At 70.1% G+C, this 14,170-nt stretch carries 11 protein-coding genes and 3 pseudogenes; 6 read left to right on the top strand and 8 right to left on the bottom strand.

Annotation, left to right across the window (positions count from 1 at the left end; translation table 11 throughout):
- Positions 1-147: 147 nt before the first annotated feature.
- Positions 148-1,461, bottom strand: coding sequence for an amidohydrolase (locus Q0V34_RS19520; RefSeq protein WP_297515650.1), 1,314 nt, complete (start codon positions 1,459-1,461; stop codon positions 148-150).
- A gap of 239 nt (positions 1,462-1,700) precedes the next feature.
- Positions 1,701-3,818, bottom strand: coding sequence for an alpha-glucuronidase family glycosyl hydrolase (locus tag Q0V34_RS19515; RefSeq protein ID WP_297515647.1), 2,118 nt, complete (start codon positions 3,816-3,818; stop codon positions 1,701-1,703).
- A gap of 336 nt (positions 3,819-4,154) precedes the next feature.
- Between Q0V34_RS19515 and manD the strand changes: the two genes are divergently transcribed.
- The 3 genes from manD to Q0V34_RS19500 all read left to right on the top strand — a co-directional run bounded on the left by manD (position 4,155) and on the right by Q0V34_RS19500 (position 7,086).
- Complete coding sequence (gene manD, locus Q0V34_RS19510; RefSeq protein ID WP_297515643.1) at positions 4,155-5,366, top strand: D-mannonate dehydratase ManD; 1,212 nt, start codon at positions 4,155-4,157, stop codon at positions 5,364-5,366.
- Between the two features lie 123 nt (positions 5,367-5,489).
- Positions 5,490-6,239 carry a FadR/GntR family transcriptional regulator gene (locus Q0V34_RS19505; protein WP_297515640.1) on the top strand — a complete coding sequence of 250 codons (750 nt, stop codon included), beginning with the start codon at positions 5,490-5,492 and terminating at the stop codon, positions 6,237-6,239.
- 100 nt (positions 6,240-6,339) lie between these two features.
- Positions 6,340-7,086, top strand: a complete 747-nt coding sequence (locus Q0V34_RS19500; protein WP_297515637.1) for a DUF72 domain-containing protein — start codon at positions 6,340-6,342, stop codon at positions 7,084-7,086.
- 149 nt (positions 7,087-7,235) lie between these two features.
- On the opposite strand, the pseudogene Q0V34_RS19495 reads toward Q0V34_RS19500, so the two are convergent.
- Positions 7,236-8,044, bottom strand: a pseudogene (locus Q0V34_RS19495) (DUF1295 domain-containing protein).
- 72 nt (positions 8,045-8,116) lie between these two features.
- Positions 8,117-9,340: an acetyl-CoA acetyltransferase gene (locus Q0V34_RS19490; protein WP_297515634.1), complete on the bottom strand. Its 1,224-nt coding sequence runs from the start codon at positions 9,338-9,340 to the stop codon at positions 8,117-8,119.
- 120 nt (positions 9,341-9,460) lie between these two features.
- Between Q0V34_RS19490 and Q0V34_RS19485 the strand changes: the two genes are divergently transcribed.
- A complete protein-coding gene (locus tag Q0V34_RS19485; protein WP_297515630.1) occupies positions 9,461-10,477 on the top strand; it encodes a helix-turn-helix domain-containing protein in 1,017 nt (338 codons plus the stop codon).
- A gap of 93 nt (positions 10,478-10,570) precedes the next feature.
- Here the strand turns inward: Q0V34_RS19485 and Q0V34_RS19480 are convergent, their stop codons facing one another.
- Together Q0V34_RS19480 and didA are read right to left on the bottom strand one after the other, a co-directional pair.
- A complete protein-coding gene (locus Q0V34_RS19480; RefSeq protein WP_297515627.1) occupies positions 10,571-11,572 on the bottom strand; it encodes a dipeptide epimerase in 1,002 nt (333 codons plus the stop codon).
- Positions 11,573-11,679: 107 nt separating this feature from the next.
- Positions 11,680-11,886, bottom strand: a complete 207-nt coding sequence (gene didA / locus Q0V34_RS19475) for a DNA damage-induced SOS-independent cell division inhibitor A (protein ID WP_297515625.1) — start codon at positions 11,884-11,886, stop codon at positions 11,680-11,682.
- Between the two features lie 113 nt (positions 11,887-11,999).
- Here didA and Q0V34_RS19470 point away from each other — a divergent pair, with 113 nt between their 5' ends.
- Positions 12,000-12,308, top strand: coding sequence for a polyhydroxyalkanoic acid system family protein (locus Q0V34_RS19470; protein ID WP_297515623.1), 309 nt, complete (start codon positions 12,000-12,002; stop codon positions 12,306-12,308).
- A gap of 26 nt (positions 12,309-12,334) precedes the next feature.
- Here Q0V34_RS19470 and Q0V34_RS19465 read toward each other — a convergent pair.
- Together Q0V34_RS19465 and Q0V34_RS19460 are read right to left on the bottom strand one after the other, a co-directional pair.
- Positions 12,335-12,429, bottom strand: a pseudogene (locus Q0V34_RS19465) (hypothetical protein); the annotation flags it as partial.
- Positions 12,430-12,487: 58 nt separating this feature from the next.
- Positions 12,488-12,895 carry a DUF983 domain-containing protein gene (locus Q0V34_RS19460; protein WP_297515621.1) on the bottom strand — a complete coding sequence of 136 codons (408 nt, stop codon included), beginning with the start codon at positions 12,893-12,895 and terminating at the stop codon, positions 12,488-12,490.
- On the opposite strand from Q0V34_RS19460, the pseudogene Q0V34_RS19455 reads away from it, so the two are divergent.
- Positions 12,894-14,170, top strand: a pseudogene (locus tag Q0V34_RS19455) (PLP-dependent aminotransferase family protein); the annotation flags it as partial. The gene Q0V34_RS19460 and the pseudogene Q0V34_RS19455 sit on opposite strands and share 2 nt — an antisense overlap.

The raw sequence follows: 14,170 nt of genomic DNA, 5'->3' as shown, positions 1-14,170 counted from the left end.
GGGTCAGATCACCGCAAGAGGGCGATGGGGTCAAGCTGTGGCGGGGGCGAAACCTCGTCCTTCGACAAGCTCAGGATGAGGTTTTCTAGCCATGCGCCAATAATCGTCCTCACCCTGAGCTTGTCGAAGGGCGAGGACGTCTCCCCCTCACCGCCCCGCGACGTTCAGCACCGCCAGGGTCATGGCCTCCACCCCCGTGCGGATGGTCGGTCCCGGCGTCGGGGCGAAGAACGGCGAGTGGTTGGTCGGGAGCGGGCGGCCCTCGGCCTTGGCCTTGGCGACCTCGGCCGGGTCGTAGCCGCCGATGCCGAAATAGACCGACGGCACGCCGGCCAGCACGAACTCCGAATAGTCCTCCGAGGCCGAGCCGGGCTTGTCCTGCAGCACCGCACGCGCGCCGAACGCGGCCTTGAACACCGCGCCGGTCCGCTCGGTCAGGGCCGCGTCATTGACCACCATCTTGCCGCCCGGGGTGAGCGTCAGGTCCGCCGGCGGGGCGCCGGCCATGTCGGTGACGGCCTTCACCGTCCGCGTGACCCCGGCCAGGATCTTCTCGCGCACCGCCTCGTCCTGGGTGCGGATCGTGCCGCGCACGCGGGCCTTGTCGGGAATGATGTTGCCGGCGCTGCCCGCCTGGATCGAGCCGACCGTCACCACGCCGAACGCCGAAGGGTCCTTCTCGCGGCTGATCACGCTCTGGACGTCGACCGTGAACCGCGCGGCCATCATCACCGGGTCGATCGTCGCGGCCGGCATCGAGCCGTGGCCGCCCCGGCCGTTGAAGGTGATGTCGAGCCCGTCCGAGGTCGAGCTCAGCACGCCGGCCTTGTACGACACCTCGCCCGCCGGCCCGTTGCCCACGTGCAGGGCGAAGCCATAGTCCGGCTTGCCGCCGGTCTTGTCCCACAGGCCGTCGGCCAGCATGGCCCGCGCCCCGCCGACCGTCTCCTCCGACGGCTGGGCGATGAAGACCAGCGTGCCCTTCCACTTGGCCTTGAGGGCGACCAGCTGCTTGGCCGTCCCGACCCAGGCGGCCATGTGGATGTCGTGGCCGCAGGAGTGGGCGACGAACACCTTGTCGCCGTTCCAGGTGGCGGTCGCCTGGCTGGCATAGGGCAGGCCCGTCTTCTCCTGCATCGGCAGGGCGTCCAGCTCGGTGCGGACCAGAACCTTCGGCCCGTCGCCGTTCTTGAGGATCGCCACGAGGCCGGTCTTGCCGACGCCCTCCGTCACCGTGAAGCCCAGCGCCCGCATCTGGGCGGCCAGCTTCTTGGCGGTCTCGACCTCCTGGAAACCGAGCTCCGGATGGGCGTGGATGTCCTTGTACAGGCTCTCCAGCGCCGGGTAGTCGCGATCGAGCTGGGCGTCGATCGTCTTGAGGCTGGCGGCGACGTTCAGCGGCGCGGCCTGAACGGCCGTGGCGAGCAGCGCGGCGACGGCGGCGGTGGCGAGGAGCTTCATGAGGGGGGTCCGCGTTGGTGGCTCCCCGGATCGACGCACGAACCGAGCTTAACCGCCAAGCCTTATTTGCTCTCCCGCCCCTCTCCTTCGTCTCTCCTCCCCCATCTGGGGGAGGTGTCGCGGCCGCGAAGCGCGCCGTGACGGAGGGGGTTGGTCATGAGTCAGCCGCGCCGGCGCTGGCCCCCTCCACCGGCTTCGCCGGTCCCCCTCCCCCAAGAGGGGGAGGAGAGTAAACAGTGCTACTCCCCGCCCCCCGGCGCGTAGGGGAAGCTCTCGGCCTCGTAGTCCTCCAGGCTCCGCGCCGGGGGCTTTTCGCCCGGCGGCAGCGGACGCTTCGAGAAGGAGCCGAACCAGGCGATCGAGGCGTCGCGCCACCACTGGGCCTCGTGGCGCTGGATCTTCAGGAAGTCGGCCACCTCGGCGTGGCGCTGGGCGTCGACATAGGGCGCCAGGCTCGCCCAGGTCCGGTTCATGCCGTCGACATAGGCCACGCCGGCCGAGTAGGACTTGACCAAGCCGTCCCACAGCGTGTCGCCCGACTTCAGGCGATAGTCCCAGGGCAGGTGGTGGAACCACAGCAGGGTCTTCTCGTCGACGCACTTCAGGTCGGCGAAGCAAGCCCCGACCGCCGGCGCGTACTGGGCCGTGGCGTTGCTGCCCGTCGGGGTGCGGTCGAAGCCCAGACCGTCCGGCCCGGCCTTGGCGTAGTAGACGCTGGTCCAGTCGGCGCGCGGACCGCCGCTGACCCAGGGGCCCGGCCCGTAGTGGTGGCTGCGGCCCATCTGGTGGTGCAGGCCCAGCGGGGTCATGTAGTTCACCGCCGCCTCGCGCGAGCCCATCATCATCTCGACCGCCGGCGTCACGAAGCGCGGGTCGTTGCTGAAGGTCATCCTCGCCCAGTCGGCGGCGATGTCGCGGCTCGAGGCCTCCGGATCCCAGGCCAGGCGTCCGAAGACGTACCAGTTGGCCTGGTCGAACTGCGAGCCGCTCCAGTTCCGGTCCGAGCCGATATTGGCCACCCCCGCCATCACCGTCAGCTTGCGCCCGTCCAGCTGGCCGTCGATCACCTTGGCCACGGTCGAGCCCTTGCCGTGGGCCATCGTGTCGGACTTCAGCGTCTCCTCGTAGAGCGGGCCCAGATAGACGAGGTGGGTGGCGAAGCCGAGATATTCCTTGGTGATCTGGAACTCCATGCCGAGGTTCGATTTCGGCATGGCCCCGAACAGCGGGTGGAACGGCTCGCGCGGCTGGAAGTCGATGGCCCCGTTCTTGACCTGGATGACGACGTTGTCGCGGAACTGGCCGTCGAACGGCTTGAACTCGCTATAGCCCTGCTTGGCGCGGTCGTCGGGCTGCTCGTGCGAATAGACGAAGGCCCGCCAGATCACGACGCCGCCGTGCGGCCCCACCGCGTCGGCCAGCATGTTGGCCCCGTCGACATGGGTGCGGCCATAGTCCTGCGGACCGGGCTGGCCCTCGGAATTGGCCTTCACCAGAAAGCCGCCGAAGTCGGGAATGGACTTGTAGATTTCGTCGGCCTTGGCCTTCCAGAAGGCTCGGACGCCAGGGTCCAGCGGGTCGGCGGTCTTCAGCCCGCCGATCTCGATCGGGGCCGAGAACCGCGCCGACAGATAGACCTTGATCCCGTACGGCCGCACCGTGTCGGCGACCGCCGCGGCCTTGGCGATATAGGGCGCGGTCAGGCTGTCGGCCTTGGCGTTGACGTTGTTGAGCACCGCGCCGTTGATCCCGATCGAGGCGTTGGCGCGGGCGTAGTCGACAAGGCGCGGGTCGACGTGGTCGGGCAGCTTCCACCAGTCGAAGATCGACTGGCCGGCATAGCCGCGCTCGATGGTGCGGTTCAGATTGTCCCAGTGGTTCAGCATGCGCAGCTTGACCTTGGGGGCCGAGACGAGGTCGAGCTTGTCGACGCTCTGGCGGGTCTGGATCAGCGAGAGATAGCGGAAGACGCCGTACAGCACGCCGATGTCGCGGTTGGCGGTGATGACCGTGGCGGTCTTGCCGTTCGCCGTCAGGGTGCGGATGCGAAAGCCTTCGTCGCCGAGAGCCGCGTCGGCGGCGCCGGCCTTCAGCACGATGACGCCGTCGCGCGATCCGGCCGCGGCGCTGGCGGGCTTGCCGACCAGGCCCGTCAGGCCCCGCTCCAGCTCCGCGCGGGCGGCCTTCAGCGTCGGGGTGTCGGCCACGGGCGCGATGGCGGCGGCGCGGGCGGCGTACGCGGCCCTGGCGGGCGCCTCAACCGGCTTGTAGCGGAGCCACAGGTCGTAGCCGTCCTCGGCCCGCGCGGCGGGGGCGGTCATCAGCAACAGCCCGAGGGCCAAGGCGATCAGACGCATCGTTTCACTCCCACAACGCTCTTATCCCCGATTTCCCCGGCGAAGGCCGGGGCCCAGATCGAAGCGCTCGGCGGCGCCAAGCAGGGCGCGGACACAGCCTTACGATCTGGGTCCCGGCGTTCGCCGGGAAGACGGATTTATTGAACGCTTTTCTCGCCCCCTGAAGGTCGGCGCACCCTGTCATAGAGGTCAGACCACTGGGTTGACAACCTTCATGGTACCGGTACATCGATAAACACGGGAGGAAGTCTTGGACCGTCGGCGCGCTCGCGTGCGCCGGGCGCCCCGTGCTTTTGGCCCGCCCCTTCACGCCCTCGCGGCCAGCCGAAGCGTCCCATGCCCAAGATCGTCGCCGCCAAGACCATCGTCACCTGCCCGGGGCGCAACTTCGTCACCCTGAAGATCATCACCGACGAGGGCGTGTACGGCCTCGGCGACGCCACGCTGAACGGCCGCGAGCTCGCGGTCGAGGCCTATCTGACCCAGCACGTCATCCCCTGCCTGATCGGCCGCGACGCCCACCAGATCGAGGACATCTGGCAGTACCTCTATCGCGGCGCCTACTGGCGGCGGGGCCCGGTGACCATGGCCGCCATCGCGGCGGTCGACACGGCGCTGTGGGACATCAAGGGCAAGATCGCCGGCCTGCCGCTCTACCAGCTGCTGGGCGGCGCCTGCCGGACCGGCGTGATGGTCTATGGCCACGCCAATGGGGAGACGATCGAGGAGACCCTCGACAACGCCGCCGTCTATGCCGAGCAGGGCTACAAGGCGATCCGCCTGCAGACCGGCGTGCCGGGCATGAGCGGGACCTATGGCGTCTCCAAGGACAAGTTCTTCTACGAGCCCGCCGACAGCGACCTGCCCAAGGAGACCGTCTGGTCGACCGAGCGGTACATGCGCTCGACCCCCGCCCTGTTCGAGGCCGCCCGCGTCCGGCTGGGCGAGGATCTGCACCTGCTGCACGACGTCCACCACCGCCTGACGCCGATCGAGGCCGGGCGCCTGGGCAAGGATCTGGAGCCCTACCGCCTGTTCTGGATGGAGGACGCCACGCCCGCCGAGAACCAGGCCAGCTTCCGGATCGTCCGCCAGCACACCACCACGCCGCTGGCCGTGGGCGAGATCTTCAACGCGATCTGGGACTGCAAGCAACTGATCGAGGAGCAGCTGATCGACTATATCCGGGCCACGGTCGTCCACGCCGGCGGGATCACCCATCTGAGGAAGCTGGCCAGCTTCGCCGACCTGCACCATGTGCGCACCGGCTGCCATGGCGCCACGGACCTGTCGCCGGTCTGCATGGGCGCGGCCCTGCACTTCGACCTGTCGATCCCCAACTTCGGCGTCCAGGAATATATGCGCCACACGCCCGAGACCGACGCGGTGTTCCCGCACGCCTACACGTTCAAGGACGGCATGCTGCATCCGGGCGAGGCGCCCGGCCTGGGCGTCGACATCGACGAGGATCTGGCGGCGAAGTATCCGTATCGGCGCGCCTATCTGCCGGTGGCCCGACGGCTCGACGGATCGATGCACGACTGGTGACCGCCTTCTGGCCAGATAAATCTGACCCGTTTGGGAGATTCTGGTAAAAACACTCGCGGACCACGCCGGCCGCCATGCTAGGGAGTCGGCGTCGTCGCCAAACGCTTAGAACCTTCCGGTCCCATGTCCGACAACGTCAAGCTCTACCGCAAGATCGCCGACGCCGTGGCCGACGCCATCGAGGCCGGGCGATACCGCGTGGGCGACCGCCTGCCGACCGAGCGCGAGCTGGCCGAGCAGTTCGGGGTCAGCCGCCCGACCCTGCGCGAGGCGATGATCGCCCTGGAAATGCTGGGCATGATCGAGGCCCGCCACGGCCTGGGCATCTATGTCACCGCCGCCGCGCGACCGGCGGCCCCCAGCGCCGAGATCGACTTCGAGATCGGGGCCTTCGAGCTGATCGAGGCCCGACGCCTGTTCGAGGGCGAGGCCGCCGCCCTGGCCGCCACCTCGATCACCGACGCCCAGCTCGGCGAGCTGGAGAGCCTGCTCCAGCGCATGCATGTCGAGGAGGAGATCCGGGGCGAGGACGCCGACCGCGACTTCCACCTGACGATCGCCCGGGCCACCGGCAACGGCGCGATCATCGCCACGATCGAGAACCTGTGGGACTGGCGCAACCGCTCGCCCCTGGCGCGGAACATCCTGACCCGCGCGCGCGGCATGGGCCTGGAGCCACGCATCGTCGAGCACCGCCGGGTGGTCGACGCCCTGCGCGCGCGAGACCCCGCCGCCGCCCGCCAGGCCATGCGCGACCATCTGGAGCGGGTCATCGAGCACCTGCTGCACGCCACCGAGACCGAAGCCGTGCAGCGCGCCCAGCAGGAAACCAAGGCGCGCCGCAGCGCGATCGCCAAACGCGTGGCGATCTAGGGTCTCTCCGTCGTTTCCCGCGCGCGCAGCGACGTCTTCCCTCTCGACGCCCGCCCTGTCCTCGACTAGCTTCGCCGTGAACAGGAAGGGAACAAAGCACATGGGCAAGATCCGAACCGGCATCGGCGGCTGGACGTTCGAGCCCTGGCGCGGGACCTTCTATCCCGACGATCTGAAGCAGAAGGACGAGCTGAAATACGCGTCGTCCAAGCTGACCAGCATCGAGATCAACGGCACCTACTATTCGACCTTCAAGCCCAACAGCTGGCAAAAGTGGCGCGACGAGACCCCCGACGACTTCGTGTTCTCGGTCAAGGCCAGCCGGTTCTGCACCAATCGCAAGGTGCTGTCGGAGAACAACGACTCGCTGGAGAAATTCCTGTCCCAAGGGCTGGAGGAGCTGGGCCCGAAGCTTGGTCCCATCAACTGGCAGTTGATGGCGACCAAGAAGTTCGACGCGGCGGATTTCGAGGGTTTCCTTAAATTGCTGCCGAAGGAGCTGAAGGGCGTGCGCCTGCGCCACGCGCTGGAGGTCCGCAGCCCGACCTTCGCCTGCCAGGAATTCTACGACCTGGCCGCCAAGTACGGCGCGGCGATCGTCTACGCGGTCGACGACGAGGAGCCGACCTGGCCCTGCATCGACCAGCCGACCGCCGACTTCACCTATGCCCGCCTGATGTCCAGCAAGGCGGACGAACCGACCGGCATGACGTCGGAAGAGCTGGACGGGGTGGTTGAGCAGGCCCGCGCCTGGGCCGAGCGCGGCGACGTGTTCGCCTACTTCATCGCCGGGGCCAAGGTGAGGAACCCGGCGGCGGCGATGGCGCTGATCGGGAAGCTGGGCTGAAGCTCAAAAACCCCGTCGTCATCCCGCGCTTCAGGCGCGGGACCCATCGGTCCGCCGCAGGTGCGGAGGGAGCTCACGCGCTCACGTGGAAGCTGAACCATGGGTCCCGCGCATGAAGCGCGGGATGACGTGATCTTGTTTGCGGAGCTTCACCCCCTCTTCGGAAACCACGGCACGAAGCCGCTGGTCCGCGCCACATACTCCGCATAGCCGGGCTTGCTCTTCTTCATCTTGCCCTCGGTGGTCGGCACGCCGCTCCACTTGGTCAGCAGGATCGTGATCAGCACCGGCCCCGGCAGGGCCCAGGCGCCCAGGCCCGTCTCGGCCGCGATAAGATAGAGACCCCACCAGACGCAGGCGTCGCCGAAATAGTTCGGGTGGCGGGTATAGCGCCACAGGCCCTTGTCCATCACCTTGCCGACGTTGGCCGGATCGGCCTTGAACGCCGTCAGCTGGGCGTCGCCGATCGTCTCGAACAGGATCCCGACCACGGTCAGGGCCGCGCCGGCATAGGCCAGGCCGCCCAGCGGGCCCGGCCCCTGGCCCAGCTGCACCGGCAGGGCGACCAGATAGCTCAGCACCGCCTGCAGGCCGAACACGATGATCAGCGAGGTGGTGGCGAAGCTCCAGCCCTTGGTCTTTTCATAGTGGGCGAAGATCGCGACATAGCGCCGGTCGGCGCCATGCTTGCGCCAGCGCCAGAAGAGATAGAGCCCCAGGCGCGCCGCCCACAGCGTGCAGAGCCCGGTCAGCAGCAGGCCATGCGGGGTATGCGGGCCCTGCAGCAGGGTGCTCCAGGCCAGCAGCGCCATGCTCGGCCCCCACCAGGCGTCGATGAAGCTGACGTCCCGCGTCCGCAGGCTGACCGCCCACAGCAGCAGGAACGCGACCGCCGACACGGCGGCGTTGACAGCGAGGGTGGTCAGCAGGGGCATGGGGGACTCTGGGGCGGAAGGATGCGTTGATTACGGGCGGAAGAGCGCTTCGGTTGATCCTCCCCCTCAGGGGGAGGAGCTGCGCTACCGCCGCCCTACGTCCCCACCACGAAGCTCACCGTCGTGGTCGTGGAGCCGCCGATGTTCAGGGTCTGCACCGTCCGCGCCCCCTCGACCTGATAGTCTCCCGCCCGGCCAGAAGTCTGTTTCCAGGCGTCCAGCAGCATCCGCACGCCGGTCGCCCCCACCGGGTGGCCGGTCCCGATCAGGCCGCCGGAGGGATTGATCGGCAGCTTGCCACCGATCGCGATATCCCCCGCCTCGATCGCCTTCCAGCTCTCGCCGGGCGCCGTCAGGCCCAGATGGTCGATGGCCATGTATTCGGTGGCGGTGAAGCAGTCGTGGGTCTCGACCGCGTCGATGCCCGAGACGTCCGACGCGATCCCCGCCCGGGCGCGGGCGTCGAGGATGGCGCGGCGCACCTGCGGGAAGACGTAGTCGCCGTCGCGGCTGGCCTCGACCTTGCGAGCGTAGCTCAGCGGCGCCGACCGGTGCCCCCAGCCCTTGATCCGGGGGATGCTCTCCAGCGCCACGCCCCGCTTGTCGGCATAGGCCTTGGCGCGCGCGGCCGAGGCCAGGAACACCACGGCCGTCCCGTCGGTGACCTGGCCGCAGTCCTGCTTGCGGGTGCGGCCCTCGACCACCGGATTGGCGGCGTCGTCGGCGGTGAAGGCCTCGGGGCCGAAGTTCCAGCTCCGCGTCTGGGCGTTCGGATTGCGCCGGCCGTTGGCGAAATTGACCTCGGCGATGCCCATCAGGTGCTCGTACTTCAGGCCATAGCGCCGGTCGTATTCGTCGGCGAGGTCGGAGAAGGCGCGCGGCCACAGGAAGCGGGCGTCCTGGAACTCGTGGCCGGCCCAGGCGGCGCTGCCCAGGTTCTCGGCCGCCTTCTGGCCCGGCACGTTGCGCATCTGCTCGATGCCGACGACGCAGGCCAGGTCATAGCGCCCGGCCTCGATCTCGGCCGCGGCGGCCAGGATCGCGACGCTGCCCGAGGCGCAGGCCGCCTCGTGCCGGGCGGTGGGCAGGCCGTCGAACCTCGGGTGGACCAGGCCGAACATGCCGCCCAAGAGGCCCTGCCCCGCGAACAGCTCGGCGGCGAAGTTGCCGACATGGCCGGTCTCGACGTCCTCGGGCTCCAGGTCGACGGCGCCCAGCCCCTCGCCCACGGCCTGCGCGAAGGCGTCAGCCAGGTCTCGGCCCTCGCGGCTCCAGTTGGCGGCGAAATCGCTCTGCCAACCGCCCAGCACATAGACCATGCGCGCCTCCCGGTTCCTTGAGTTAGTCCGACTATACAAGTGATGAGCGCGAAGTCACGCGCCGTGGCGACGGTTCGGCGAACATTGACTCGCCGCGCCGAAACGGCCCACCAAGCCCTTATGGTCCAAGAGAAGGCCAAGGCGCCCCAGCCCCCCGCCCCCAAGACGCCCGCTCAGGTCCGGCGCAGCTCGGCCGCCCGCGCCGTGACCCTGATCGGCGACCGCTGGACCCTGCTGGTGCTCTACGCGGCCTTCATGGGGGTCAAGCGCTTCGACGGCTTCGCGGCGATGACGGGGGTCGCCCGCTCGTTGTTGACCGATCGCCTGAAGCGCCTGGAGACCGGCGGCGTGCTGGAGCGCTGGCTCTATCAGGAGCGCCCGCCGCGCCACGAATACCGCCTGACCGCCATGGGCCGCGATCTCTACGCCTCGGCCTTGATGCTGCTGGGATGGGAGATGCGCTGGCGGTTCGATCCGGACTGCCCGTCTCACCGCATCGTCCACCAGACCTGCGGCAAGCCGCTGAAGCCCATCCTGGTCTGCAAGGCCTGCGGCGAGGCGGTGAAGGCGCGCGACGTGACCCTGACGTCCGGCCCCGGCGCCGGCCTGGAGCCCGCGCCCCGCGCCCGCCACTCGCGCCGCGCCAGCCGCGACGACGCGGGCGGGTCGCCGCTGCACCCGATGCTGGAACGCGGGGTCGAGGTGCTGGGCGACCGCTGGACCGCCCACGTCCTGGCCGGCGCCTTCTACGGCCTGCGGCGGTTCAAGGACTTCCAGGCCGAGCTTCAGGTCGCCAGCAACATCCTGACCGACCGCCTCGACCGACTGGTCGAGCGCGGCATGCTGGAGCGGGTCGTCTATCAGGAGCGGCCGGCGCGGTCCGAGTACCGGCTGACCCGCGAGGGTCGCGACTTCTTTCCGGTGATCGCGGCGCTGATGGCCTGGGGCGACCGCTGGCTGGCGAGAAGCGAGGGATATCCCGAAATCCTGACACACAAGTGCGGCGCGCGCCTGGAGCCGGAAGCCCGGTGCGGGGCGTGTGGAGGCGCGGCGGATGTGGGGAACACGAGGCTAGATGCTCCCCCATTGGGGGAGCTGTCGCCCCCGGCGACCGACCCAAGGTCGGCCCGAGGATAAACTCAGCGACTAAGGGGGCCATCTCGGCCTATGCGGCGCGGCCCCCTCCGGCCCTCTGGGCCACCTCCCCCAGAAGGGGGAGGATCCGAAGCGCTAAAGCCACAGCCCCTCGGCCTTCACCCCATCCCCCCAGAACCCAACCTTGGGCGGGCTTATCCGACCCCGCTCCACGCGCAGGCCGCCGGGGTGGTCGCTCGCCAGCCACCAGGGGCCGTCGAGGTCGGCGAAGTCGCTGGCCCCGCCCAGGTGCAGGGCCGGGGCGACGCCCAGGGACGAGGCGACCATGCAGCCGGTCATCACCTGGAAGCCCAGGGCCCGCGCGGCGCGCAGCATCGCCACCGCCTCGGTCAGGCCGCCAGCCTTGTCGAGCTTCAGGTTCACCGCCTGGTAGCGGCCGCGCAGGGCCGCGAGGTCGTCGCCGACATGCGCGCTCTCGTCGGCGCAGACCGTGAACGGCGGGTCCCAGCCCTCCAGCGCCTGGTCGGCGCCGGCTAGCAGCGGCTGTTCCACGAGGGCGATCGGCAGGTCGGCCAGCAGGCCCTTCAGCCCGTCGAGGATCTCGAACGTCCAGCCCTCGTTCGGATCGACGATGAAGCGCGCGTTCGGCGCGGCCTCGGCGACGGCGCGCAGGCGGGCGGCCGGATCGTCGGCGGACAGCTTGATCTTGATCAGCGGCGCGTCGGCCACCGCGCGGGCGGCCGCGGCCATGGCTTCGGGCGTATCAAGGCTCACCGTGACGGCGGTCACCAGCGCCTCGGGAACCGGCAGGCCGGTGGCGTCGGCGACGCTGACGCCGGTCCGCCTGGCGCGCAGGTCCCACAGCGCCAGGTCCAGCGCGTTGCGGGCGGCGCCGGGCGGCAGGGCGGCGCGGGCGGCCTCGACATCGTCCGCCGCCAGGGCCGGCGCCAGCTGGGCCAGCACGCCGTCGACCGTCTCGCCATAGCGGGCGTAGGGCACGCTCTCGCCCCGGCCCACATGACCGTCCGCCTCGGCGACCACCTCGACCACCTCGGCCACCGTCTTCACCCCGCGCGAGATCCGGAACGGCGCCTTCAACGCATGCGAAACAGGGTGGGCACGGACAATAACCGACATGTCCTCAGCCATGGCGCCATTCGCGCGGCGCGGCCAGTCCCTACAACCCTCGCGCCTTGGACGAGATCGCGTCAGGCGGGCGAGAGGGGAGAGACGGGCTTACGGACCTACCAGCCCCAGCGGCGCGGAATCGGCGAGTCGGCGCGGCGCTCGGCCATCACCTTCAGGGCCAGCGGCCGGTCGACCAGGAACAGCAGCGCCCAGACCAGCAGCACGCCGGCATAGGAGACCGCGCCCCACACACCGCCGGGACGACCCGGACGGGTGAAGCGGCGGCGCGCGGCGAACGGCTGGGGCATGGCGAAGTCGGTCATGTCGGCGTCCTCATCTGACGCTGGCGACCTTGGGCTGGCCATGCGCCAGAATCGGACGTATGCAGCCAAGCTCCGGCGCGCCGCGTTTGCCCGGAACCGATCGCGAGGACCCCATGGCCAAGACCGTCAGCATCACCATTCCCCACCAGCTGGGCGCGGCCGAGGCCAAGCGGCGGCTGGAGGACGGCCTGTCGCAACTGGCCGGCCAGATCCCGGGCGGCGACGCCAGCCGTTTCAGCCAGCACTGGGCCGGCGACGTGCTGAACTTCTCGGCCGTGGCCATGGGCTCGACCATCACCGGGATCGTCCAGGTGCTGGAGGACCACGTGCGCCTCGACCTGTCTCTGCCCGGCCTGCTGGGCATGGCCGCCGGCAAGATCAAGGACGAGCTGAACCGGCGCGGGCAGCTGCTGCTGAAGTAGCGACGGACGGCGCCAGCGCCGCTCCAGAGCCGTCCTCGCCCTTCGACAAGCTCAGGGTGAGGACGACTATCGGCCACGCGGGCGCGAAATCCTCATCCTGAGCTTGTCGAAGGACGAGGATTTCCGTCGGCCGCGTGGAGCGCGACCCGCGCGGCGCCCGGGAAAACGGATGCTTGAATCTACAGCCGCCTCGGATCGTAGTCGTGGCGGCCCAGGCTCTCGAAGCGGCCTTCCTCGGCCTTGTTGATGTACTGGGCGGCGACCAGCCAGGCCTTGACGGGCCGCAGGGTCGCCAGGCAGCCGAGGATCAGGGCCGGGAAGGTGGTGACCAGGTGCACCCAGATCGGCGGCTGGTACATCACCTCGACCCAGGCGAAGACCGCCGTGACCACGATGCCGACGCCGCTCATCACGAAGAAGGCCGGGCCGTCGGCCGGGTCGGCGAAGCCGTAGTCCAGCCCGCAGCGGTCGCATCGCGGGGCCAGCTTCAGGAAGCCCTGGAACAGCTTGCCCTCGCCGCAGCGCGGGCAGCAGCACTTCAGGCCCGCCTGGACCGGCGTGGGGGAGTCATAGAACGGTTCGGTCATCGAAGACCCTTCCTACAATCGCCAGATTGATCCATACATTCTGCCTATAATGTATGGATAGAGCGCCATGGCGACAACTCAGGGATCACCGAATCTGGCCGCCGCCTGGCTGCGCCGCGTCGAGGCCCTGGACGGCCCGACCTATCGCCGCATCGCCCAGGCCCTGGAGAACGCCGTCGCCGAGGGCGAGGTGCAGGCCGGCGATCAAATCATGGCCCAGCGCGAGGTGGCGCGGCGGCTGGGCGTCGACTTCACCACGGTCACCCGCGCCTACGCCCTGGCGCGCGAGCGGGGCCTGATCGAGGCGACCACGGGGCGCGGCACCTTCGTGCGGGCGCGGACCGGCGAGGACGAGGCCGGGCTCGTCGACCTCTCCATGAACCTGCCGCCACCGCCCGCGGGCCTGAACCTGGCGGCGCTGCTGCGCGAGACCACGGGGACGATCCTGGCCCGCACGGATCCCGCGACCCTGATGGCCTACCATCCGGGGGCCGGGTCCCTGGCCCAGCGCACGGCCGGCGCGGCCTGGCTGGCGCCGAGCCTGGGCGAGGTCGATCCCGCGCGGGTGGTCCTGGCCGCCGGGGCGCAGACGGCGCTGACGGCGCTGCTGGACCATCTGACGGCGCCCGGCGACACGATCCTGGCCGAGGCCCTCGCCTATCCGGGCCTCCTGGCCACCGCCGCCCGGCGCGGCCTGACCATAGTCGCCTGCCCGCTCGACGCCGAGGGGCTGGAGCCCGACGCCCTGGCCCGGCTGATCGCCCGGCATCGCCCGCGCCTGATCTGTTGCACCCCGACCTTCCAGAACCCGACCGCCGCGACCATGAGCCCGGCGCGTCGCCAGGCGGTCGTCGAGATCGCGCGGGCGGCCAGCGTTCCGATCGTCGAGGACGACGCCTATGGCCTGCTGCCGGCCGCGCCGCCGCCGGCCCTGGCGGCGCTGTGGCCCGAGGGCGTGTTCCATGTCGCCACGGTCGCCAAGACCCTGTCGCCGGGCCTGCGCCTGGCCTATGTCGTCACGCCGCCGGGGCGGGCGGCGGGCTTCGCCGAGGCCCTGCACGCCATCGCCCAGATGCCCGCGCCGCTGATGGCGGCGAGCGTCACCCAGTGGATCCGCGACGGCGTCGCCGGCCAGATCCTGGCGGGGGTGCGCGAGGAGGCGAGCGCGCGGCGGGCCCTGGCCGCGAGCCTGCTGCCCGAGGCGGTCGGCGGACCCGAGAGCCTGCACGTCTGGCTGCCCGGCGCGACGGCGAGCCCGGCGGCGCGCGAGCGCGG

The organism is uncultured Caulobacter sp., from assembly GCF_947036865.1.
Taxonomy (GTDB): domain Bacteria; phylum Pseudomonadota; class Alphaproteobacteria; order Caulobacterales; family Caulobacteraceae; genus Caulobacter.
This window is presented reverse-complemented; position numbering and strand designations above follow the sequence as displayed.

Bases quoted from the DNA above. Each gene is read 5' to 3' on its own strand.
- Q0V34_RS19520 (WP_297515650.1), bottom strand. From the start codon at position 1,461: ATGAAGCTCCTCGCCACCGCCGCCGTCGCCGCGCTGCTCGCCACGGCC.
- Q0V34_RS19515 (WP_297515647.1), bottom strand. From the start codon at position 3,818: ATGCGTCTGATCGCCTTGGCCCTCGGGCTGTTGCTGATGACCGCCCCC.
- manD (WP_297515643.1), top strand. From the start codon at position 4,155: ATGCCCAAGATCGTCGCCGCCAAGACCATCGTCACCTGCCCGGGGCGC.
- Q0V34_RS19505 (WP_297515640.1), top strand. From the start codon at position 5,490: ATGTCCGACAACGTCAAGCTCTACCGCAAGATCGCCGACGCCGTGGCC.
- Q0V34_RS19500 (WP_297515637.1), top strand. From the start codon at position 6,340: ATGGGCAAGATCCGAACCGGCATCGGCGGCTGGACGTTCGAGCCCTGG.
- Q0V34_RS19490 (WP_297515634.1), bottom strand. From the start codon at position 9,340: ATGGTCTATGTGCTGGGCGGTTGGCAGAGCGATTTCGCCGCCAACTGG.
- Q0V34_RS19485 (WP_297515630.1), top strand. From the start codon at position 9,461: ATGGTCCAAGAGAAGGCCAAGGCGCCCCAGCCCCCCGCCCCCAAGACG.
- Q0V34_RS19480 (WP_297515627.1), bottom strand. From the start codon at position 11,572: ATGTCGGTTATTGTCCGTGCCCACCCTGTTTCGCATGCGTTGAAGGCG.
- didA (WP_297515625.1), bottom strand. From the start codon at position 11,886: ATGACCGACTTCGCCATGCCCCAGCCGTTCGCCGCGCGCCGCCGCTTC.
- Q0V34_RS19470 (WP_297515623.1), top strand. From the start codon at position 12,000: ATGGCCAAGACCGTCAGCATCACCATTCCCCACCAGCTGGGCGCGGCC.
- Q0V34_RS19460 (WP_297515621.1), bottom strand. From the start codon at position 12,895: ATGACCGAACCGTTCTATGACTCCCCCACGCCGGTCCAGGCGGGCCTG.